At 65.1% G+C, this 18,842-nt stretch carries 25 protein-coding genes; 15 read left to right on the top strand and 10 right to left on the bottom strand.

From position 1 onward, the window contains the following. The first annotated feature begins 43 nt into the window (after positions 1-43). From ACVWY5_RS36000 to ACVWY5_RS35985, 4 genes are all read left to right on the top strand, one after another. Positions 44-1,291 carry an acyl-CoA dehydrogenase gene (locus ACVWY5_RS36000; protein WP_028336565.1) on the top strand — a complete coding sequence of 416 codons (1,248 nt, stop codon included), beginning with the start codon at positions 44-46 and terminating at the stop codon, positions 1,289-1,291. Between the two features lie 112 nt (positions 1,292-1,403). Next, the gene (locus ACVWY5_RS35995; RefSeq protein ID WP_028336564.1) at positions 1,404-2,648 is read left to right on the top strand and encodes an acyl-CoA dehydrogenase; all 1,245 of its coding nucleotides are present in this window, start codon (positions 1,404-1,406) and stop codon (positions 2,646-2,648) included. Between the two features lie 2 nt (positions 2,649-2,650). Beyond that, positions 2,651-3,361 (top strand): nitroreductase, encoded by a 711-nt coding sequence (locus ACVWY5_RS35990; RefSeq protein WP_028336563.1) that lies wholly within the window; start codon positions 2,651-2,653, stop codon positions 3,359-3,361. 78 nt (positions 3,362-3,439) lie between these two features. Continuing rightward, the gene (locus tag ACVWY5_RS35985) at positions 3,440-3,850 is read left to right on the top strand and encodes a hypothetical protein (RefSeq protein ID WP_028336562.1); all 411 of its coding nucleotides are present in this window, start codon (positions 3,440-3,442) and stop codon (positions 3,848-3,850) included. Here ACVWY5_RS35985 and ACVWY5_RS35980 read toward each other — a convergent pair. Then, positions 3,847-4,842, bottom strand: coding sequence for a helix-turn-helix transcriptional regulator (locus ACVWY5_RS35980; RefSeq protein WP_028336561.1), 996 nt, complete (start codon positions 4,840-4,842; stop codon positions 3,847-3,849). The two genes, ACVWY5_RS35985 and ACVWY5_RS35980, sit on opposite strands and share 4 nt — an antisense overlap. 83 nt (positions 4,843-4,925) lie before the next feature. Here ACVWY5_RS35980 and ACVWY5_RS35975 point away from each other — a divergent pair, with 83 nt between their 5' ends. Then, a complete protein-coding gene (locus ACVWY5_RS35975; RefSeq protein WP_028336560.1) occupies positions 4,926-5,579 on the top strand; it encodes a glutathione S-transferase family protein in 654 nt (217 codons plus the stop codon). A 14-nt stretch (positions 5,580-5,593) separates the two neighbouring features. Next, the gene (locus tag ACVWY5_RS35970; protein WP_028336559.1) at positions 5,594-6,028 is read left to right on the top strand and encodes a DUF6157 family protein; all 435 of its coding nucleotides are present in this window, start codon (positions 5,594-5,596) and stop codon (positions 6,026-6,028) included. Positions 6,029-6,227: 199 nt separating this feature from the next. On the opposite strand, the gene ACVWY5_RS35965 is transcribed toward ACVWY5_RS35970, so the two are convergent. Both ACVWY5_RS35965 and ACVWY5_RS35960 read right to left on the bottom strand, forming a co-directional pair. Beyond that, positions 6,228-7,013: an enoyl-CoA hydratase/isomerase family protein gene (locus ACVWY5_RS35965; protein ID WP_028336558.1), complete on the bottom strand. Its 786-nt coding sequence runs from the start codon at positions 7,011-7,013 to the stop codon at positions 6,228-6,230. Between the two features lie 14 nt (positions 7,014-7,027). Continuing rightward, on the bottom strand, positions 7,028-8,140 hold the full coding sequence (locus ACVWY5_RS35960) for a cyclic nucleotide-gated ion channel (protein ID WP_028336557.1): 1,113 nt from the start codon (positions 8,138-8,140) through the stop codon (positions 7,028-7,030). A gap of 354 nt (positions 8,141-8,494) precedes the next feature. On the opposite strand from ACVWY5_RS35960, the gene ACVWY5_RS35955 reads away from it, so the two are divergent. Next, entirely contained in the window at positions 8,495-9,163 is a 669-nt protein-coding gene (locus ACVWY5_RS35955) for a Crp/Fnr family transcriptional regulator (RefSeq protein WP_028336556.1), read from the top strand. A 29-nt stretch (positions 9,164-9,192) separates the two neighbouring features. Beyond that, a complete protein-coding gene (locus ACVWY5_RS35950) occupies positions 9,193-10,068 on the top strand; it encodes a DUF6537 domain-containing protein (protein WP_028336555.1) in 876 nt (291 codons plus the stop codon). A 236-nt stretch (positions 10,069-10,304) separates the two neighbouring features. Here ACVWY5_RS35950 and ACVWY5_RS35945 read toward each other — a convergent pair whose 3' ends face one another. From ACVWY5_RS35945 to ACVWY5_RS35935, 3 genes are read right to left on the bottom strand one after another with little or no spacing between them, the layout of a single operon-like run. Next, a complete protein-coding gene (locus tag ACVWY5_RS35945; RefSeq protein ID WP_028336554.1) occupies positions 10,305-10,523 on the bottom strand; it encodes a hypothetical protein in 219 nt (72 codons plus the stop codon). Positions 10,524-10,572: 49 nt separating this feature from the next. Beyond that, positions 10,573-10,788: a hypothetical protein gene (locus ACVWY5_RS35940; protein ID WP_028336553.1), complete on the bottom strand. Its 216-nt coding sequence runs from the start codon at positions 10,786-10,788 to the stop codon at positions 10,573-10,575. Positions 10,789-10,813: 25 nt separating this feature from the next. Further along, entirely contained in the window at positions 10,814-11,113 is a 300-nt protein-coding gene (locus ACVWY5_RS35935) for a hypothetical protein (protein ID WP_244978454.1), read from the bottom strand. 186 nt (positions 11,114-11,299) lie between these two features. Here ACVWY5_RS35935 and ACVWY5_RS35930 point away from each other — a divergent pair, with 186 nt between their 5' ends. From ACVWY5_RS35930 to ACVWY5_RS35920, 3 genes are all read left to right on the top strand, one after another. After that, positions 11,300-11,506, top strand: a complete 207-nt coding sequence (locus ACVWY5_RS35930) for a hypothetical protein (RefSeq protein WP_016847465.1) — start codon at positions 11,300-11,302, stop codon at positions 11,504-11,506. A 91-nt stretch (positions 11,507-11,597) separates the two neighbouring features. Continuing rightward, the gene (locus tag ACVWY5_RS35925; protein WP_016847466.1) at positions 11,598-11,960 is read left to right on the top strand and encodes a PRC-barrel domain-containing protein; all 363 of its coding nucleotides are present in this window, start codon (positions 11,598-11,600) and stop codon (positions 11,958-11,960) included. A 211-nt stretch (positions 11,961-12,171) separates the two neighbouring features. Beyond that, a complete protein-coding gene (locus ACVWY5_RS35920; protein ID WP_028336552.1) occupies positions 12,172-12,921 on the top strand; it encodes a Crp/Fnr family transcriptional regulator in 750 nt (249 codons plus the stop codon). A 158-nt stretch (positions 12,922-13,079) separates the two neighbouring features. Here the strand turns inward: ACVWY5_RS35920 and ACVWY5_RS35915 are convergent, their stop codons facing one another. Then, positions 13,080-14,486 carry a TAXI family TRAP transporter solute-binding subunit gene (locus ACVWY5_RS35915; RefSeq protein ID WP_028336551.1) on the bottom strand — a complete coding sequence of 469 codons (1,407 nt, stop codon included), beginning with the start codon at positions 14,484-14,486 and terminating at the stop codon, positions 13,080-13,082. 425 nt (positions 14,487-14,911) lie between these two features. Between ACVWY5_RS35915 and ACVWY5_RS35910 the strand changes: the two genes are divergently transcribed. Both ACVWY5_RS35910 and ACVWY5_RS35905 read left to right on the top strand, forming a co-directional pair. Next, a complete protein-coding gene (locus ACVWY5_RS35910; RefSeq protein ID WP_016847469.1) occupies positions 14,912-15,265 on the top strand; it encodes a DUF3307 domain-containing protein in 354 nt (117 codons plus the stop codon). A gap of 173 nt (positions 15,266-15,438) precedes the next feature. Continuing rightward, on the top strand, positions 15,439-15,840 hold the full coding sequence (locus ACVWY5_RS35905) for a hypothetical protein (RefSeq protein WP_016847470.1): 402 nt from the start codon (positions 15,439-15,441) through the stop codon (positions 15,838-15,840). 7 nt (positions 15,841-15,847) lie between these two features. On the opposite strand, the gene ACVWY5_RS35900 is transcribed toward ACVWY5_RS35905, so the two are convergent. Both ACVWY5_RS35900 and ACVWY5_RS35895 read right to left on the bottom strand, forming a co-directional pair. Next, positions 15,848-16,183 carry a YkgJ family cysteine cluster protein gene (locus ACVWY5_RS35900; protein ID WP_028336550.1) on the bottom strand — a complete coding sequence of 112 codons (336 nt, stop codon included), beginning with the start codon at positions 16,181-16,183 and terminating at the stop codon, positions 15,848-15,850. Further along, the gene (locus ACVWY5_RS35895) at positions 16,183-16,881 is read right to left on the bottom strand and encodes a helix-turn-helix transcriptional regulator (RefSeq protein WP_028336549.1); all 699 of its coding nucleotides are present in this window, start codon (positions 16,879-16,881) and stop codon (positions 16,183-16,185) included. Before ACVWY5_RS35895 ends, ACVWY5_RS35900 begins: the two co-directional genes overlap by 1 nt. A gap of 206 nt (positions 16,882-17,087) precedes the next feature. On the opposite strand from ACVWY5_RS35895, the gene ACVWY5_RS35890 reads away from it, so the two are divergent. Further along, positions 17,088-17,321, top strand: a complete 234-nt coding sequence (locus ACVWY5_RS35890) for a hypothetical protein (RefSeq protein WP_028336548.1) — start codon at positions 17,088-17,090, stop codon at positions 17,319-17,321. A 64-nt stretch (positions 17,322-17,385) separates the two neighbouring features. Continuing rightward, positions 17,386-18,117 carry a glutathione S-transferase family protein gene (locus tag ACVWY5_RS35885; RefSeq protein ID WP_028336547.1) on the top strand — a complete coding sequence of 244 codons (732 nt, stop codon included), beginning with the start codon at positions 17,386-17,388 and terminating at the stop codon, positions 18,115-18,117. Positions 18,118-18,186: 69 nt separating this feature from the next. Here ACVWY5_RS35885 and ACVWY5_RS35880 read toward each other — a convergent pair whose 3' ends face one another. Continuing rightward, positions 18,187-18,828, bottom strand: coding sequence for a pyridoxamine 5'-phosphate oxidase family protein (locus ACVWY5_RS35880; RefSeq protein WP_028336546.1), 642 nt, complete (start codon positions 18,826-18,828; stop codon positions 18,187-18,189). Between the last annotated feature and the right edge of the window lie 14 nt (positions 18,829-18,842).

Below are 18,842 nucleotides of genomic sequence, written 5' to 3'. Positions count from 1 at the left end.
TCGATGCTGCGCATCGCCCCGGAATGACGGAAAGAAAGCCACCATGAATTTCGACGACACCCCGCAGGAGGCCGCATTCCGCGCCGAGGCGAAAGCCTGGATCGCGGCCAATGCGCCGAAGCAATATGAGGACGAGCTGCGCAAGGCTTCGCTCGGCCGTGTTGCGCTCAAGGGCGCCAATATCCTCGAGGTCGCAAAGGCCTGGCAGAAGAAAAAGGCCGACGCCGGCTGGGCCTGCCTGCACTGGCCGAAGGAGTATGGCGGCCGCGGCTCATCGCCGATCGAGCGCGTGATCTGGCAGCAGGAGGAGGGCCCGTTCGGCCGCCTCAGCTCGATGTTCATCATCGGCCACGGCATGTGCGGCCCGACCATGATGGCGTTTGCCGGCGAGGAGCAGAAGCGCAAATATCTGCCGCCGCTCGCCTCCGGCGAGAAGATCTGGTGCCAGCTGTTCTCCGAGCCGGCCGGCGGCTCCGACGTCGCCGGCCTGCGCACCCGCGCCGAGAAGCACGGCGACGAGTGGGTGATCAACGGCCAGAAGATCTGGACCTCAGGCGCGCATTACTCCGACTACGGCATCCTGCTCACCCGCACCGACCCGACCGTGCCGAAGCACAAGGGCCTCACCATGTTCTTCCTGGACATGAAGAGCCCGGGCGTCGAGGTCAGGCCGATCAAGCAGGCGAGCGGCGCCTCCGACTTCAACGAGGTCTATTTCACCGACGTGCGCATTCCGGACTCGCAGCGGCTCGGCAATGTCAATGACGGCTGGAACGTGTCGCTGACCACGCTGATGAACGAGCGCATGTCGATCGGCGCCGGCGTCGCCACCGGCTTCCCCGAGCTGTTCGACTTCTGCAACAGCCTGATGCTGGAGGACGGCCCCGCGATCGAGAACCGCGCGGTGCGCTCCAAGCTCGCGAACTGGGCGGTCAAGGCGAGCGGGCTGAAATACACCAGCATGCGCGCGATCTCGGCGCTGTCGAAGGGCGAGCGGCCGGGACCGGAGAATTCGATCGGCAAGCTGGTCGCCGGCTCGATGATCCAGGACGTCGCGACCTACGCGCTCGATCTGCAGGGCGCGGCCGGCGCGCTGAGCGGGATTGAGGATGCCGAGGTCACCGGCAAATTCCAGGCGATGCTGCTGCGCGCGCCGGGCACCCGCGTCGAGGGCGGCACCGACGAGATCATGCGCAACATCATCGCCGAGCGCGTGCTGGGCCTGCCCGGAGATATCCGCGTCGACAAGGACGTTCCCTTCAACAAGATCCCGACCAAGGGAAGAGCTTAACCGTCGTTCCGGGGCGGCGCGAAGCGGCGAACCCGGAACCTCGAGCGACATAACTTCTAGATTCCGGGTTCGCACTGCGCGCGCCCCGGAATGACAAAGAAAAGGAGCCGCCATGAATTTCGATGACACACCGCAGGAAGCCGAATTCCGCGCCGTCGCCCGCAAGTGGATCGCGGCCAACGCGCCGAAGGAGTTCGAAGAGGAGCTCTCGAAGTCGTCGCTCGGCCGCATCCGGCTCGCCAGGCACGACATGGTCGAGGTCGGCAAGGCCTGGCAGAAGAAGAAGGCGGAGGGCGGCTGGGCCTGCCTGCACTGGCCGAAGGAATATGGCGGCCGCGGCGCCACCCCGATCGAGCGCGTGATCTGGCAGCAGGAAGAGGGCGTCTACGGAAAGCTGACCCAACCGTTCCAGATCGGCGAGGGCATGTGCGGCCCGACCGTGATGGCCTGGGGCAGCGAGGAGGCCAAGCGCCGCTATCTGCCGAAGCTCGCCTCCGGTGAGGAGATCTGGTGTCAGCTGTTCTCCGAGCCGTCAGCCGGCTCCGACGTCGCGGGACTGCGCACCCGCGCCGAGAAGAAGGGCGACAACTGGGTCGTCAACGGCCAGAAGATCTGGACCTCAGGCGCGCATTACTCCGACTACGGCCTGTTGATCGCGCGCACCGATCCGAATGTGCCGAAGCACAAGGGTCTGACGATGTTCTTCCTCGACATGAAGAGCCCCGGCGTCGAGGTGCGGCCTATCAAGCAGGCCAACGGCATGCAGGAGTTCAACGAGGTCTATTTCACCGACGTCGTGATCCCGGACAGCCAGCGGTTGGGGGCGGTCGGCGAGGGCTGGAGCGTGTCGCTGACCACGCTGATGAACGAGCGCATGTCGATCGGCGCGCGGCTCGCCACCGGCGTGCCCGAGATGTTCGAGTTCTGCTCCAATTTGATGCTGGAGGATGGTCTTGCGATCGACGATCCGGCGGTGCGCTCCAGGCTTGCGAGCTGGGCGGTGAAGGCGAGCGGGCTGAAATACACCAGCTACCGCGCCATCTCGGCGCTGTCGAAGGGCGAGCGACCGGGCCCGGAAAACTCCATCGGCAAGCTCGTCTCCGGCCTGATGCTGCAGGACATCGCGACCTATGCGATGGACCTCGAGGGCGCGGCGGGCAGCCTCGCCGGCACCGATGAGGAGCAGGCCAACGGCCAGTTCCAGCAGATGCTGCTGTCGTCGCCCTCGATGCGCATCGCCGGCGGCACCGACGAGATCCTGCGCAACATCATCGCCGAGCGCGTGCTGGGCCTGCCCGGCGACATCCGCGTCGACAAGGACGTGCCCTACAACAAGATCCCGACCAAGGGGCGCTGAGCATGGATGCCACCACCAAGCCGCGCTACCCGACCGAGGACCGCATCGGCGCGCTCGAGGAATTGCTCAACGAGCGCTACTCGGTGCGCGCGTTCCAGCCGCGCGAGGTGCCGCGCGAGGTCATCGAGCACATTCTGTCGACCGCGCAGCGCACCGCATCCTGGTGCAACAGCCAGCCTTGGCAGGTGCTGATCGTCTCCGGCGAGGCCAAGGAGCGGTTTCGCAAGGCGATCTATGCCGAGGCGTCGCGCGGCCTCGGCGAGGATTACGACTTCACGCCGCCGCGCGAATATGTCGGGGTCTATCTGGAGCGCCGCCGCGAAAGCGGTTTCCAGCTCTACAATACGCTCGGCATCGCGCGCGGCGACAAGCCGGCCTACGCGAATCAGGCGCTGGAGAACTACAATTTCTTCGGCGCGCCGCACATTGCCGTGGTCCACACCAATGAGCCGCTCGGCATCTATGGTGCGATCGACTGCGGCGGCTATGTCTCGAACTTCATGCTGGCGGCGCAGGCGCTCGGCCTCGGCAGCATCCCGCAGGCGGCGATCGCGCGCCATTCCGGGCTGATCCGCCGTCATTTCAACCTGGCCGACGATCGCCGGGTTGTCTGCGGTATCTCGTTCGGCTATGCCGATCATGCGCACAAGGTGAACAGCTACCGCACGTCGCGCGCGACCGTGGAAGATACTGTCACATTCGTCGATGTATAGTTTCCTCAAGGCGGGAAGGCCGGTTCACCCTCCCGCCGAGGACAAGAAGAGCTACAAGAAGAAACGACAAGAACAACAATGGCGAATAACGCCTCCCTGACGCCGGCGGAGATCAGCTGGCAGCTGCACCGTCTGCCTGCGCTCGAGCGCGACGCGTTCATCGCGGCGCATTATGTGGGGCAGCCCGTCGCCTGGAAGACCCGCTTCTTCGACGCGATCGACTGGGGCGCGGGCTCGGTGCTGCAATTCAGCTTCCTGCAGCGCGGCTGGCATCGCCATTCCCGGCTCGACAATCCGATCTATGCCTATATCGACATCGAGCAACATCCGGAAACCCGCGGCCTGCGCCGCGGCCGGCGGATCGACCTTGAGGGCACCATCAAGGGCGTCGACTTCGTGACCGGGATTACGCTGACGCTGGACAAGTTCGAGATCCTGCCGGTCAATTTTTTCGATCGCTTCGTCATCAGCTCCGATAGCCGGTATTAACGGCGGGCAGCGCGGCGGGCCGGCGCGTCGGCATAGCGGGCGGCCATCGCGCCCGTCAGCTCGGCCATCTTCTCGCGCAACTCTGGCGGCGCGACCACTTCGGCCTCGGCGCCGAGCCGCAGCAATTCGGTCGCTGCATGCCACACCGTCTTGCCGACCGGCATGGTGGCGAGCCGCCAGCCGTCGGCGTCGGTACCATCAGCGAGCTGCATCCGCGCCTTCACGTAAGGGTGGGCCAGCGCATCGAACAGTTTCAGCCCGAGCGGCGACAGCCGCACCGTGGCCTCGTTCGGATGCAGCTCGGCCTCCAGCCGCTCGATCGAGGCGCGCCAATAGGCGGCGAGGTCGAATTCGGTCGGCCGCGCGAACGGCGTGTCCAGCACGGTGCAATCCAGCACGCGGGCGACGCGGTAGGTGCGCACATTGCCGTCGACGAGGCCGGCGAGGTACCAGCTGCCGCCCTTCAGCACGAGGCCGAGCGGCGCCACGCGCCGCCGCTTCTCGGCCTTCCAGCTCTGGTAGTGGATTTCGAGCATGGTCTCGCGCAGCACGGCGCCGGCGATGGCGCGCAGATGCTCCGGCTCCTCGGTCTCGCCGAACCAGCCGGGCGCGTCGAGATGGAAGCGCTGCTGCATCCCTCGCGCGTTGGGCCGCAGGTTCTCCGGCAGCGCCGCCATCAGCTTGGTCTGCGCCGCCACCATCGCGGCATCGAGGCCGAGCGCTGCGGCGGGCCCCGGGAGACCGGCCATGAACAGCGCCTCGGCCTCGCCCTGCGACAAGCCGTTGAGCCGCACGCGATAGCCGTCGAGCAGGCGATAGCCGCCCTCGGCGCCACGGTCGGCGTAAACCGGAACGCCGGCGGCGGCCAGCGCGTCGATGTCGCGATAGATCGTGCGCACCGAGACCTCGCAAGCTTCCGCCAGCTCAGGTGCGGTGACCTGCCCCCGCGCCTGCAGGGTGGTGAGGATGGAAAACAGCCGGCTCGCGCGCATGGCCAAATCATACCTGACACAAGATGTCAGGTATAGGCAGTCATAAGGAGGCCATGCCCCCGACGGCGCCAGGAGACCCGATCATGACCACCGCTGCCCCCACCGACCGCGTCACGCTGTATTATTCGCCGCAGAGCCGCGCCACCGGCACCCGCGTGCTGCTGGAGGAACTCGGCGCGCCCTATGACCTGCGGGTCCTGAACATGAAGGCCGGCGAGCAGCGCAAGGCCGCCTATCTCACCATCAATCCGCTCGGCAAGGTGCCGGCGATCCGCCACGGCGACGCGCTGGTCACCGAGCAGGTCGCGATATTCATCTATCTCGCCGATCTGTTTCCGCAGGCCGGCCTGACGCCGGCGCTGAACGATCCGCGTCGCGGCCCGTATCTGCGCTGGATCGCCTATTACGGTTCATCGTTCGAGCCGGCCGTGATCGACCATTTCATGAAGCGCGAGCCCGCGCCGATCACGCAGTCGCCCTATGCCGATTACGACACCATGCTGCGCGCGCTGGAATCGCAGCTGGCAAAGGGGCCCTATCTGCTCGGCGAAGAGATCGCGGCGGCCGACATCCTCTGGGGCATCGCGCTCTCTTGGACCATGATGTTCGGCATCGTGCCGAAAAGGAACGTGTTCGTCCGCTATGCCGAGCGCATCGCCGCGCGCCCGGCCTTCCAGCGGATATCGAAGGCCGACGACGAGATGGCGGCGCATCATGCCGCGGCCGCCGGAGTGTGATACGGATCGAGCCGATGGCGAAAGTCCTGCACAGCACCAACTGCTTCAACACCTTGATCCGCGTCGCGGAGGACTGCCCGGCGCAGCGCGGCGAGGAGCCGCAGTTGCGCGGCGGCCAGCCGACGGTCGCCGTGTTGCAATACCGGATGATCGCGGGCGCGCCCTACAAGTACACCTCCGACGACGTCGTGTTCGCGACGTCGGCGGCCGGCCGCGCGCTCGATGCGAAAGCCGCGAAGAAGGCGCGCTGCCTCGCCCGCGAGACGTTCTTCTCGCGCGGCCAGGCCTGCATGCGCGCCTCGCCGCTCGGCAAGCGCTTCGGCTGGGGTGTCCATGCCGACGCCGAGGGGCGCATCGCGCTCTACGCCGTCGACAGCAAGCGCTACCAGGCACTCGCCGCGGATCCCGACATCGCGCAGGTCCGCGCGATGCGGAGCAAGCGGGCGTGAAGAGGCACTGCTCTCATCCTCCCCTGGAGGGGGAGGATCGGTTCGCATGCAATGCGAACCGAGGTGGGGTGATCTCTCCACTCGGGCACCGTTCGTGCTGAGAGATCACCCCACCCCGTCTCACATTCCACTGCGCTCCATGTGACCCGACCCTCCCCCTCCAGGGAGGATGAAGGGGAGTGTGCCGTGCGACCAATCGCTAAAACCGCGGCGCCCGCTTCTCGGCGAAGGCCTTGATGCCTTCCTTGATCTCGTCGCCGCGCATGCTCTCGCGGTGACGGGCGTCGGCGGCGGCCTCGTCCAGCTCGCCGCGGGCGAATTCGTTGATCGCGCGCTTCATGCCGGCCATCGCCTTTGGCGCATTGCCGGCCAGGATCGTCGCGACCTTGTCGACCTCCTCGTCGAGCAGGTCGAGCGATACCATCGCGGTGAGATAGCCGATCCGCAGCATCTCGGGCGCCGATATCTTCTGCGCGGTGAGGAACAGCATCTTGGCGTTGTCGACGCCGAGCCGCGTGACGTAGCGCTGGATGCCGCTCTTGTAATAGTGCAGCCCGAGCCGCGCCGCCGGCATGAACATCTCGGCGGTATCGACGCCGATGCGGAAGTCGCAGGCGAGCGCGAGGTCGGTCGAGCCGCCATAGACGCCGCCATTGAGCCGGCAGATCGTCGGCACACTGAGATCCTCGAGGCGGTTGACCACGACCTCGAACGCCGAGCCCGCGCTCTGCTGTTCGCTCGCGCTCACCGCGCGCTCGGCGACCGAGTTGAGGTCGTAGCCGGCGGAGAACGCGCGGCCGGTTCCGGTCAGCACCAGCACGCGGATCGCGGGATCGGCCTCGATCCGGTCGAACAATTTCAGCAGCTCGCCGAGATCCTCGGCCTGCAGGCGGTTGAGGTGCTTCGGCCGGTTGAGGCGGATCGTTGCGCGCGGGCCCGCGATTTCGAGCACGGGTCCGCTGGCGGTGTCGGCCGCGTCAGCCATCTTGGTCTCCATCATTATTGATTCTCACGTTCGCGCCGCTTGGCCTCGGCGTCGATGGTCTCGGCGAGATCGGGATGCCTTGCCATCAACAGGCGGAAATCGACCAGGTCAAGCACCAACAACCTGGTCACCTTGCTGGTCGAGACGCTGGCGCCGCGCTTGGCGTTGCCGAGCAATGCCATCTCGCCAAAGAACTCGCCTTCGCCAAGCTTCACCTTGCGCCCGGGCAGGTCGACCTCGACCTCGCCGGCGGCGACGAAATACATGCAGTCGCCATTGGTGTCCTTGCGGATGATCATGGTGCGCGGCGGCAGGTCCATGGTCCGCAGCATTTGGGTGACGTCGGCGATCGCGGCCGGGCCGAGATGCGCGAAGAACGGCACCTTGCTGACGGTCTCCCAGGTTCTCAAGAAATTGTCGCGGCGGGTTTCGGCGGCAAAGCCGGTCGCCAGGATACCGGTCCACAGCCCGAACACGCCGAGGCCCGAGATCATCACCATGGCGGCGACCACGCGGCCGAGCGGGGTGATCGGCACCACGTCGCCATAGCCGGTCGTGGTCAGCGTCACCACCGCCCACCACAGCGCCGCCGGCACGCTGCCGAAGGTCTGCGGCTGGACGTCCCGCTCCAGGAAATATTCCGCGACGGAGGCCAGGAACACCACCATCAGGAAGATCACGAGCACGCTGAGCAGCGGCCCGGATTCCACCACCAGCACGCGCCGGAGCTGGCGCAGGCCGGGAATGCCCGGCACCACCTTGAGCACCCAGAGCACGCCGAGCAGCCAGGCGGTCTTCGGCTCGACGCCGGACAGCAAGGCGACCGGCACGGCCAGCGCGCCGATCGCGTCGACCACGCCGGCGCTCGACAGCGCGTAGAACCAGAATTTGCCCTGCTGCCCCATGTGGCGCAGCCGCACCAGCCATTCGAATACGAAATAGGCAAGGCAGGCCCACAGCAGCGCATCGACCCAGCGCGGCGCCGCCTCATGGGCCGGCGCGACCGTCAGCAGCGTCATCATCGCGACACCGGCCGCGACGGCGACATAGGCCGCCGTGGTCATGTTGCGGCCGGCGGTGGCGGAAACGAAGCGCGTCAAGGCCGGAAGGACGAGCCGCTTGGACATCGGAACGGAGCTTGCCTGTCGATGAACTGCTGGAATTGAGGCCCTGCGAACGGCGGAGCCGATGTCACAACGTGCCTCTCCCGGTTGAGGCCGTCAACGCGCAGGCCATGGCGGGATGCTCGCGGCGAAAGACCCATCAGTTGGACGAAAGGCCTAACCATGTTGGCCCGATTTTGCGCCCGCGAATGTGAGAAATCGGACAAAACGTCGCTTTTTCCCCGTATATCAGGGATGCTGGTTCGCCGCTGCGACTCCTGTGTGACTAGGCAGGCGATTCGGGCAGGCAAACCAGGGCAGGAATGAAGCGACTAATAAGACGATCTTATTCACTTCTTGAGAATTGGCTGGTTTCCGATGGATACCTCACATCTCGCGCAGCACGCCGGCGCCGCCGGGAGTCTCTTCGCTTCGATTTTCGTGGTCGCCACGCTGTCAATGCGCACCATGATCCCGTTGCGCGTCTTCGCCATCCTGACCAACATCATCCTGATCGCGACCGCGATCCCGACGCACAATTACGCGACGCTGATTCTGCATGCCGTGCTGCTGCCGGTGAACACCTATCGGCTGCACCAGATGCTGCAACTTGTCCGCAACGTGAAAAGATCGGTCAACAGCGACCTGTCGATGGATTGGCTCAGGCCGTTCACGACGGAGCGCAAATGCACCGCGGGGGAAGTCCTGTTCTACAAGGACGAGAAGGCCGACAGCATGTTCTACATTGTCAGCGGCCGCTTCCGCCTGGTCGAATCGGGCATCGAGCTGCCGGTCGGCGCCCTCGTCGGCGAGTTCGGCATGCTGTCGCCGTCGAACACGCGAACCCAGACGCTGGAGTGCGTCGAGACCGGCATGGTGCTGTCGGTGACCTATGACCAGGTCGAGCAGCTTTACGTCCAGAACCCGGCCTTCGGCTTCTACTTTCTGCGACTCGCCAGCGCCCGTCTGTTCCAGAATATCTCGACGCTCGAGCAGCAACTTGCACAGCACACGACCCCACAGGTTGCGGAGCCAAAACCTGCATGAGCCCCGTGACGAGTTCTGGAGGCGCCGCAGTGCCGGATGACGACGGTCTCCTGGCTTCGCTCCGTTACCTCTTTGCCGACATCATCGGCGATGAGGACGAGGGGCCGCCGGTGCTGCCCGACGCCTGCCCGGACCATCTCGGGCCGCCCGTCACCAAGGCCATCGACTTGTTGATCGCCTATCAGGGCACGAGCTACGCCCAGCTCTATATCGACCGGCTCAAGCGCTTCGTCGGCCGCCGCGGCGTCGACGACGCCCTGCTTGCCGAGATCGCCCGCCTGATGGCGGCGCGCATGGCGTATGAGGACGCGATCCGCATCGCGCAGCTCAAGCTCGGCGAAGTCAATGCGGTGGGCGGCCTTGCGGCGCGCTCGGCCGATGACGTCAAGAAGTTTCGCCTTGACGAGTTGATCGACGCCCTGCCGGCGGTGGTCGCCGATCCGGTGCTCGGCGTGCTGGAACAATTCGGCTGGCGGCGTCGCCGGGTCTCGATTCGCTTCAGCGCCAACAACCGCTTCAGCGTTCGCCGGCTCAGGATCGAGGCGGGCCTGAAGCGCTGGCGGCTGTTCTCGGGACGCTATGCCAGGGAGCGCGTCTGGGTCGAGCGCTGGCTGCACATGATCGACCGCAGCCTGACCAAGCAGCCGGGCGCCGCCCCGGCGGTCGTGCAGACCGCGACCATGATCCAGGGTTACGGCGATCCCTACCGCCAGGGCATCGCGGACTGGCACGTGATCATCGACGGGCTCGCCAAGCCGACCTTCGACGGCGTGCTCGTGCTTCCCGATCTTGCCGGCGCCATTGCGGAAGCGCGCGCCGCCACCATGCCCGATCCGCGGCAGGCAGCGCTGAAGCGCAAGATCGCGGAGATCCGCGCCCGGGCACCGGCGGTTGGCTCGCATTGAACGGGATTTTCAGTGCTGGACCCGTCATCCCCGCGCAAAGGCGAAGCCTTTGTCGCTGGAGGTGCGAGCCTTGCGGCGCAATTGCGCCGCTGGGCGAGCCTCGAAGGATGCACGGCCACAGACAGGCCCTCGCCCTTCGAGACGGCCGCCTTGCGGCCTCCTCAAGGTGACGGTGATAGCTCCCGCGTCATTGCGCGCGAAGCGAAGCAACCCATAGCGCCGCAAGCGGAGAACACCTACCGCTTGATGTGCGGCGGCTCGTCGTAGCCGCGGCGGCTGGAATAGAACAACAGGCCCATCAGGCCGATGCAAACAGCAGCCAGAACCGCAATGCCGATCGTGAACACCACGATGCCGTAGGTCGGCACCGGGACGTCCACAGTCAGGCCTTCATAGGCGTAGGCGCCGACGGCGGCCAAAAAGGCCAGCAGGCCGATGCTGATCGCAATGCGCATGCGTAGCTGCCTCTGCTGAGGGCCGAGGGCAACAGGGCAGTTGCGCCGGTTATCCCGCCGCGGCGGTGGCCTTGGCCAGCGCCTGCTGTCCGGCTTCGGTCAGCTCGGAGAGCGTCGTCCTGCCGCTCTTGGCGCATTTGATGATGTATCTGGCAACGCGGCGGCGGGTGTCATGTTCCTCGCCGTGAGCTGCGTCTGCGCAAACGCGATCGAGCGCAGCGTTCATGGCGAAGAGCGTGCGTGAGTCAAACCGTTCCTCGATCATCGCAGCTCTCCTTTGCGACTCGCGGCTACTTGCGGAACGTCAGCCATTCGCTGACTTCCATCACAGTCTCGGTCTGTCTGGCCTTCTTCATCAGCATTTCGCGTTCCCGTCCCGGCGGCAGCTTGCGCGCCGCAATGCGCGAATCTTCGGCGAATTTCTGCAAGCGGTTTTCGAACGATCCGGGAGGCCGCGACCTGTTGCGCTTCTTCTTGATCATGCCGTCTCCGAGCTGGAACAGCAATACTAGGCTTGTTCCCCGGACGCCGTCGTTAACCCATGACATCGGTCGAATTGAAAAACCGCGCGCCCCGAAATCGCGACCCAAGATCGCGACCTGGGATCGCGAAGATCGCAGGAACGATCTTCGGCGCTCTGCGTAACACCCGTGCGTTCGCTGCTTTGCTCCCCGAAAGGCGGTGGACCACTCCGGTGACGGGCCTCGGCGAATTTGATCGCCGGGGCCCTCATGTCTTCCAGCAAGGCAGCCAAGGAAACAAGAAGGACATAAGCAATGGCACATTCCAATCAGGGCATCGTGAAAGACAACAAGGGGCAGGAGCAGCCGGCCGACAAGCAGCGCGCGCAGGCCGCGCATAAGACCGACCCGCGAAAGTCGAATGCGCGCGAAGCGACGCGTGATCCGAAATTGAACGATGCCGACAAGACGCCGGGATCCGGCATGACATCGGACGACCGCGGCGATCCTCCAACGGGCTGAACGTCGTTCCGCTCTGCAGCAATCGCGGCAATGCGGCAGGAACGATGACCCGGGTCGACCGTTGGCGTCGAAGGATCAATGGAGAATTGACATGGCGATGGACGAGAAGGAGGTCGGAAACCTGATCGGCAGCGACAAGGTCGAGGGCACCGCGGTCTATGGCTCCGACGAGCGCAAGATCGGCTCGATCGAACGGGTGATGATCGACAAGAAGAGCGGGCGGGTGTCTTACGCCGTGCTTGGTTTCGGCGGCATTCTCGGTCTCGGCAACGACCATTATCCGCTGCCCTGGCAGTCGCTCAAATACGACACGAGGCTGGGCGGCTATGTCACCGGCGTCACCGAGAGCCAGCTGCGCGGCGCGCCGAAATACGGCAGCGAGCGCGAGTGGAATTGGTCCGATATCGGCACCACGCGCGCGGTGAACGACTACTACGGCGTGCCGTTCGTCTGAACGTCCCTTAGACGTCCCCTTGAGCGGGGGACCCGTATTTCACCGGTGGTACCCACCGGGAGCCGAGGTGTGTGTGATGCTCGGGGATGTAACCGTCGCATCCTTGGGACGTCTGTACACTAGTGAACATACGTCAATAGCTGTGCAAGGTAACATACGTAATTGAAGTCGGTCCTGCAGTTGCCCGATTAAACATGCGGGAGACCAATCGTTGGCGTCGCTAGTCCGGAAATTGGAGCAGTTTGCACGGCTTTCGCCGGTAGACCAGGTCCTTCTCAATCGCGCGTCTACCGAGCGCGTCCGCCATTTTGGTCCGCGGGTCGACATCGTCCGCGAGGGCGAGAAGCCGAAGGACGTCCATCTGATCCTGTCCGGCTGGGCCTATCGCTACAAGCAGCTCGAGGACGGCCGGCGTCAGATCGTGGCTTTCTTCCTGCCCGGCGACATTTGCGATGTGAACGTCTTCATCCTGCGCGAGATGGACCATTCGATCGGTACCGTCACGGCTGTGTCGATCGCCGACCTCTCCCGCGAATTCTTCGACAAGGTCGCAGCCGGACATCCGCGCATCGTGACCGCGTTCTGGTGGGAAACCCTGGTCAACGCGGCGATCCAGCGCGAATGGACCATGAGCCTCGGCCAGCGAACGGCGCTGGAGCGGATGGCCCATCTGCTGTGCGAGATCTGGCTCCGGCTGCGTGCCGCAGGCCTGACCCAGGGCGACAGCTGTGATTTCCCGCTGACCCAGGGCGATCTCGCCGATGCCACCGGGCTCTCCAAGGTTCACGTCAACCGAACGCTGCAGGAATTGCGCGCCGGCGGCCTGATCGTGCTCAAGGGAAAGACCCTGGTCGTCCCCAATCTCGAGCGGCTGATGCAGGCCGGCCTGTTCAACCCGAACTACCTGCATATGGATCACGAGGGCGCCGCTGCGACGCCGACGGACGCGGCGGTCGGGTAGTAGCCCGCTCCGCTGCGTGTCGCGAGAGCGCGGATGTATGGTTCACCGGCCGTTCAATATAGGCGGTGTCGTCCTGGCGAAAGCCAGGACGACAGTGGTGCATGTGGCGCGACCGCAGGGACGACAGTTGTATTTGTGGCGTGACCAACGGCTTGGTTTCACCCATTCGCCGCCTTCACCACCACGAGGTTCTCATCCGGCGTCGCCGGGTGGCGCTTGAGGTGATCGCGGCGCAGTGCGATCTCGTCGCGGACCAATTCGTAGCCGAGCTTGAACGTGTCCATTCCGTCGCCGGAAACGGTGCCGTCGCGCAGGCCGGTCACCGCGCCGCGCAGGATCGCCTCGAGCTCGTCCTGCAATTCGTCGAGATGCTCGGCGCAAGTGGCGTGCTCGACGCGCTCGCCGATGTCGAGGATCCTGCCCGCCAGCTCGCTGGCCTTCTCCGGTGCGACGCGGGTGATCTTGGTGTAGATCGCGGCGAAGATCGAGCCGATGATGCTGAGCGCGGCGGCGCCGAGATACATCACGTCGCTGTAGCGATCCATGAACGACTTGGTATCGTCGTTGATGTATTCGGCGGCGCCCTGATGGGCGACGATGAAGGCGTCCTTGTCGGTCGCCGCCGGCTCGATCTTGGAGGCGAAGCGGTCGTCGAGCGCGAGTTCCGACTTGTTCTCATAGATGATGCGCGCGAGCTCGGCGGCTGTCGTCGTGGACATCGAGGATTGCGCGACCAGCAGCCATTCCAGCCCGATGGTGTCGACCTCGTCATCGGGGATCGCCGGCGAGGACGACAGCATGCCGGTCGAGACCGTCTCCTCCGAAATCGCCGGGTATTTGCGCGCCAGCGCCTTGGCCGCGTCGATTGAATTCAGCGTGAAGCCGCCGGCGCGCTTGGCATATTGCTCGTAGGTCTTGTCCTTCACGATCTTCGAGGCATGCTCGATCGCGATCACGGCGGCAAAGCCGGAGGCGAACAGCTTGTCGAAAGGTGTGTTCGGCGGCGCCTGCTGTACCCGCTGCGCCGCGTCGGGGCTGTCGGCAATCTCGAGCGCGCTGCGGACGAAATTGACGCTGTTCTCGCCGTCGCCGACGACCGCGATCCGCTTCTTCTTGAGCTCGCTCAGCGATTTGATCTTCTTGCCGCCGGGGCTGAGCACCAGCACCACGTCATGCTCGAGGATCGCAATGGCGCGGGCACGCGGCGGCACCCTTGCATCGGTGCGCAGGATGGCAAGCGAGGCGTCGCGGCGATCGAATTGCGCCAGCGCCTTGGCGTTGTCGGGGTTCGGCGCGATCTTCAGCCGCAGCCGTGACGAATTGTTCTTCAGCACGGTGGCGAGCTTGGCGGCGAATTTCGCCTCCGGGCCCTTGGCATCGCCGACCGCGAACACCAGCGTTTCGGAATTGCGCAGCCAGAGGCGGCCGCCGATCACGGTGACCGCGCTCAGCAGCAGCGTCAGCAGGGTGAAGATGATGATCTGCGCGCGGTTGGTCTTGACGACCGGTTTGGCGACCGGTGGGCGCGGCGGCATCGGCGCAGGCGAGGGGGCTTCGGCACTCATGGCTGATTACCTGGCTCGTCACCCGTCCGGGACGGCCCGTTGCCGTAACCCGATCGGCGCGGCGCTGCCCGGTGAATCCGTAAATGGCTATAAAAGAAAGAAAATTTCCTATGTTGCCGACGATATACCTCCCCGGGGGGAATGCAAACCGGCTGCCGGCCGTAACCTTAATCTCGGCCGGCCTGCGCCGCGATGCCACATGACCATTGCCACTATCGACCGTCGGACCGAGATGTGATTTTCGAGGAGGCGCAGGTGCATTCCGCCGTCGGAGATGTCATAAATGAGACACGCTTCGGTCTGCGCAATTGTGCTGACGGCCTGACCCGGATTTCTTGCAATCACATTCATCGAAGTAAAAGGGCGTCAGCTTGTTGTTTCCTTCCATGTCATCGTCGGTGTCGGTTGGTGCCCTGGTGGGATGGATGTTGCTTCTCACCGCAAAGCACATCATCGCCGACTTCATGCTGCAGAACGCCTGGATGGCGATCGGCAAGGATCAGAAGACCGGCTGGGCGCTGCCGCTGCTGGCGCACTGCCTGGTCCATCTCGCGGTTGCCCTGGCGCTGATCCTGGTGGTGGCGCCGCGGTTCTGGTACGTCGCCTTCATCGACTTCGTGATCCACATCATCGTCGATCGGGCCAAGGGCATCTGCGCCTCGCATTTCGGCGTGACGCTGGAATCCGGCCATCCCTGGTTCTGGACCCTGATCGGGGTCGACCAGGCGCTGCACCACCTCACCGGCTTCGCGCTGTCGATCTATATGGCCGCGAACTGAGCGGGTTTCGCGCGCCTTTCCTCACATCCTGGGACCAGGAATCCAGATGCCCGCGACGCGGGCGGATGTGATTCGCGCGCAACGGGCAAGGCCCTCCGGAAGCGACCGGAAGCCGTGGTTAACCTTTCGTTAGAGGATTACGCGGCATCTTCCCGATCGAGGGGGATTTGCAAATGTTTTCAAGCCGCGACGCCTTCGAGAACGATGCCTGCCCGGTTGCCGACGATCTGCTCGGCCAGATGTACCGCGCCAATCCGAACGGGCTCTCGTTGCTGGTTGCCAATGTCGCGCCCGACGTCAGGGCGAGGCTCGCGCTGTTCTGCTATCGCCGCAGCCATCTGCACGCGCTCGCGGTGGCGATTGCTTCGAGCTGCAGCGAGTGGGAGCTGGCGAATTCGGGTGGCCGTGTCGGCTCGACGCTCTACGCGCTGTCGCGCGAGCCGGCCCGCGCCGCGACCGTTTCGCATGGTGGCCGCAAGCCGATCACGCTGTCGACCAAGCCGCTGACGACCTTCGCGCCGATCGTCGATGACGAGCTCGACGACGAGGACGTCAGCGACAGGGTCACGGCGTAACGTCTGGTCAGATCGGCTGCGCGCTCGCGATGAGCGGCAGCCCGTGCCGGCGCCGCGCCATCGCGCATTCCGCGTCGCCCGGCTGGCAGGTCCGGCATACCTCCGGCCGCACCGCATAGACTTCGCAGCGCGTTGCTTCTCCGACCCGGCCCGCTAGCGCCGAGCAGCGATCGCCCTCGCAGCGCATGCCTGATTGTCGCGCGTTGACGAATTGCGGTGGGATCAGATCGAGCTGCGCGTCGTCCTCGATGGTGAAGCGCGGCCAGTTCTCCGAATAGCTGCAGCAGGCGCCGCAGGACTGGCAGGGGTTTGCGTCGGCTGCGTCGGTCGCGTTGTCAGCCATCAGGTGTCCCTCGGCGCTTCCCAGACCAGGCTGCGGCGCCAGCGCGCCCTGAGCAGGTCGCGCCGCTCCGGATATTTCTCGTCGTGATAGACCGCCGTGACCACGCGGTCGGTGCGGAAGCTGCGGAAATCCTTGCGCAGCTCGCACCAGGCGGCGAGCAGCCGCACCGCCTCGTGATAGCCGACCGCGATCGGCCAGATCGTGCGCTCGCTATCGCGGCCATGCTCGTCGCGATAGTTCAGCGTGATCTTCTTGCCCTCATGGATCTGGCTGCGGGTCCTGACCATGTCGATGCGGTCGGGCTCCCGGTTCCAGGCCGAGCGGGCCCGGCTCGCCGGCTCAAGCACGAACGGCCGCAGCCGGTCGGGCACGGTCTCGGCGATCTTGGCCATCAGGTCCTCGGCCGCGCGCGCCAGCGCCGGATCGGCGTGGCCGACCACCCATTGCGCGCCGAGCACGCAGGCCTCGATCTCGTCGGGTGTCAGCATCAAGGGCGGCAGGTCGAATCCCTTCTCCAGGATGTAGCCCATGCCGGCCTCGCCGCGGATCGGCACCCGCTGCTCGATAAGGCTGGCGATGTCGCGATAGATCGTCCGCTTCGATGTCTCGAGCTCGGCTGCGATTGCATCGGCAGTCAAAGGCTTACGGGTGCGTCGGAGCACCTGGATGATCTGAAACAGCCGGTCGGCGCGTCTCATGGCAACTCTCTCGATCGCTCTCTTGGCACGTGTCTGGTCGAGTGTCTCGGTAGCTGTTTCGGCAGCCGTCTTGACGAGTGTCTTGACGGGTCTCGTCTCTCTCGGTGCGCAGGCTTTTCTGGGCCCCGGCCGGCTACTGCTGACAGCATGTTGGCAGCAGGTGGGGGCTATATCAGGACAACACCTCAAGTGAAGGGAATTTGTCCATGACGAATCTTGACGAACTCGGTTTCCGGCAGGCGCAAGGCTTTGCGCTGGAACAGCTGGTCACGGTCTACTCCACTTCCGGCGACCTGCGCTGGGCCCTGGTCGCGCTGATCGCACAGTCGATCAGCACGGTCTGGTCCTACGGGCGGGCACGGCTGGTCAAGCGCGTTCGCGAGGCGGTTCGCCGCCTCGCACCCGTCGGCCCGTTCGACAGTGAATGCCACTACTGCTGACACCATGCTGGCAGCAGGGGACGGCTAGCTTCAATTCACGACCACAGGCGATCGGGAGCTTCATATGATTACGCTTTTTGGCTTTGGCACGGGCTTCGGCTTGCCGGAAATCAGCCCCTTCGTGACCAAAACCGAGGTCCAGCTCAAGATGGCCGGGCTCGACTATCGCAAGGAGAAGGCGATGCCGCCGGCCTCTCCCAAGGGCCAGCTGCCGTTCATCGCCGACGATGGCGAGACGATCGCCGATTCGACCTTCATCCGCGCCCATATCGAGGGCAAATACGGCTTCGATTTCGACGCGCCGCTCAGCCTGCAGGCGCGCGCCCAGGCTTGGGCCTTCGAGCGCATGATCGAACATCACGTCTACTGGGCGCTGGTCGGCGCGCGATGGGTCGACGATACCAATTTCGCCAAGGGGCCCGCGCATTTCTTCGACGGCGCGCCCGACCATATGCGCGACAAGATGCGCGAGGACGCCCAGTTCCGCGTTGCCGAGAACTATCTGCTGAGCGGGCTTGGCCGCCACGGACCTGACGAAGACGTCGATCTCGCGATCCGCTCGCTGTTCGCGCTGGCGGTCCAGCTCGGCGACAAGCCGTATCTGATGGGTGATGCGCCGTGCGGCACCGATGCCACCGCGTTCGGCGCGCTGGCGGGAATCCTCACCCCGTTCTTCGATTCGCCGCTGCGCGAGCGCACCGAGAAGTTCGACAATCTCACCGCCTATGTCGGCCGGATGATGCGGCAATATTATCCGGAATTCGCCTGGGCGCCGCTGCAGCAGCAGGCGGCCTAAAGCGCGATCGCGCTTTAGGTTTAGTTCGGGGCATGATCCTTCCGGAAAACCGCTTCGCACTTTTCCGAATCATGCCTGGGCCGGCGCGGCAGGAGCGGGCTGGCCCTTCAATGCGGCGAGCTCCGCCTCGAGCTCGGCGATGCGCTGGTCGCGCGAGGCCAGCGCCGCCGCCACATCGGCCGCGTCGAACTTCTGCGGAATGTGCTGCGGGCAGTTGGTGTCCCACGCCGCGACCTTGAACAGGATCACCTGCTCGGGCCGCGCCCGGTAACCCTGCGGCATCAGCGCGCGCGTCAACGCCGGATCGTCCTCCACCACATTCGCCTCACCCCACAGCTTGACGCGGCGGCGGTGCGCATAATCCATCACGAAGATATACGCTTTCGCATTCTCCGACAGATTGCCCTGCGTGATGAACTGGCGGTTGCCGCTGTAATCGGCGAACGCGATGGTGTGCTTGTCGAGCACCTTGATAAAGCCCTTCGGCCCCCCGCGATGCTGGATGTAGGGCTGGCCGTCGGCCGATGCGGTCGCGAGATAGAAGCTGTTCACCTCGCTGAGGAAGCCGACGAGGTTCTCGTCGATCTCGCTGCGCCAGCCGCCATGCGCCTCGACCTCGGCGTAGGTGGCGCGCGAGCCCTTGCGGGTCTGGATCGCCTTCACCGCCGGACTGAATGCGACGTCGCTCGGATAGCTGTGACCATCTGACATCGGTGCCTCCCGTG

The organism is Bradyrhizobium sp. USDA 3256 (assembly GCF_054058275.1).
The sequence above is the reverse complement of the archived record's forward strand: the minus strand, read 5'-3'. Positions and strand labels throughout refer to the sequence as shown.

What these genes read in the sequence shown, in the direction of transcription:
- ACVWY5_RS35905 (WP_016847470.1), top strand. Translation starts at nt 15,439, where the DNA reads ATGTTTTCAAGCCGCGACGCCTTCGAGAACGATGCCTGCCCGGTTGCC.
- ACVWY5_RS35990 (WP_028336563.1), top strand. Translation starts at nt 2,651, where the DNA reads ATGGATGCCACCACCAAGCCGCGCTACCCGACCGAGGACCGCATCGGC.
- ACVWY5_RS35960 (WP_028336557.1), bottom strand. Translation starts at nt 8,140, where the DNA reads ATGTCCAAGCGGCTCGTCCTTCCGGCCTTGACGCGCTTCGTTTCCGCC.
- ACVWY5_RS35945 (WP_028336554.1), bottom strand. Translation starts at nt 10,523, where the DNA reads ATGCGCATTGCGATCAGCATCGGCCTGCTGGCCTTTTTGGCCGCCGTC.
- ACVWY5_RS35900 (WP_028336550.1), bottom strand. Translation starts at nt 16,183, where the DNA reads ATGGCTGACAACGCGACCGACGCAGCCGACGCAAACCCCTGCCAGTCC.
- ACVWY5_RS35880 (WP_028336546.1), bottom strand. Translation starts at nt 18,828, where the DNA reads ATGTCAGATGGTCACAGCTATCCGAGCGACGTCGCATTCAGTCCGGCG.
- ACVWY5_RS35890 (WP_028336548.1), top strand. Translation starts at nt 17,088, where the DNA reads ATGACGAATCTTGACGAACTCGGTTTCCGGCAGGCGCAAGGCTTTGCG.
- ACVWY5_RS35885 (WP_028336547.1), top strand. Translation starts at nt 17,386, where the DNA reads ATGATTACGCTTTTTGGCTTTGGCACGGGCTTCGGCTTGCCGGAAATC.
- ACVWY5_RS35965 (WP_028336558.1), bottom strand. Translation starts at nt 7,013, where the DNA reads ATGGCTGACGCGGCCGACACCGCCAGCGGACCCGTGCTCGAAATCGCG.
- ACVWY5_RS35940 (WP_028336553.1), bottom strand. Translation starts at nt 10,788, where the DNA reads ATGATCGAGGAACGGTTTGACTCACGCACGCTCTTCGCCATGAACGCT.
- ACVWY5_RS35975 (WP_028336560.1), top strand. Translation starts at nt 4,926, where the DNA reads ATGACCACCGCTGCCCCCACCGACCGCGTCACGCTGTATTATTCGCCG.
- ACVWY5_RS35925 (WP_016847466.1), top strand. Translation starts at nt 11,598, where the DNA reads ATGGCGATGGACGAGAAGGAGGTCGGAAACCTGATCGGCAGCGACAAG.
- ACVWY5_RS35910 (WP_016847469.1), top strand. Translation starts at nt 14,912, where the DNA reads ATGTTGCTTCTCACCGCAAAGCACATCATCGCCGACTTCATGCTGCAG.
- ACVWY5_RS36000 (WP_028336565.1), top strand. Translation starts at nt 44, where the DNA reads ATGAATTTCGACGACACCCCGCAGGAGGCCGCATTCCGCGCCGAGGCG.
- ACVWY5_RS35955 (WP_028336556.1), top strand. Translation starts at nt 8,495, where the DNA reads ATGGATACCTCACATCTCGCGCAGCACGCCGGCGCCGCCGGGAGTCTC.
- ACVWY5_RS35930 (WP_016847465.1), top strand. Translation starts at nt 11,300, where the DNA reads ATGGCACATTCCAATCAGGGCATCGTGAAAGACAACAAGGGGCAGGAG.
- ACVWY5_RS35980 (WP_028336561.1), bottom strand. Translation starts at nt 4,842, where the DNA reads ATGCGCGCGAGCCGGCTGTTTTCCATCCTCACCACCCTGCAGGCGCGG.
- ACVWY5_RS35970 (WP_028336559.1), top strand. Translation starts at nt 5,594, where the DNA reads ATGGCGAAAGTCCTGCACAGCACCAACTGCTTCAACACCTTGATCCGC.
- ACVWY5_RS35985 (WP_028336562.1), top strand. Translation starts at nt 3,440, where the DNA reads ATGGCGAATAACGCCTCCCTGACGCCGGCGGAGATCAGCTGGCAGCTG.
- ACVWY5_RS35915 (WP_028336551.1), bottom strand. Translation starts at nt 14,486, where the DNA reads ATGAGTGCCGAAGCCCCCTCGCCTGCGCCGATGCCGCCGCGCCCACCG.
- ACVWY5_RS35995 (WP_028336564.1), top strand. Translation starts at nt 1,404, where the DNA reads ATGAATTTCGATGACACACCGCAGGAAGCCGAATTCCGCGCCGTCGCC.
- ACVWY5_RS35895 (WP_028336549.1), bottom strand. Translation starts at nt 16,881, where the DNA reads ATGAGACGCGCCGACCGGCTGTTTCAGATCATCCAGGTGCTCCGACGC.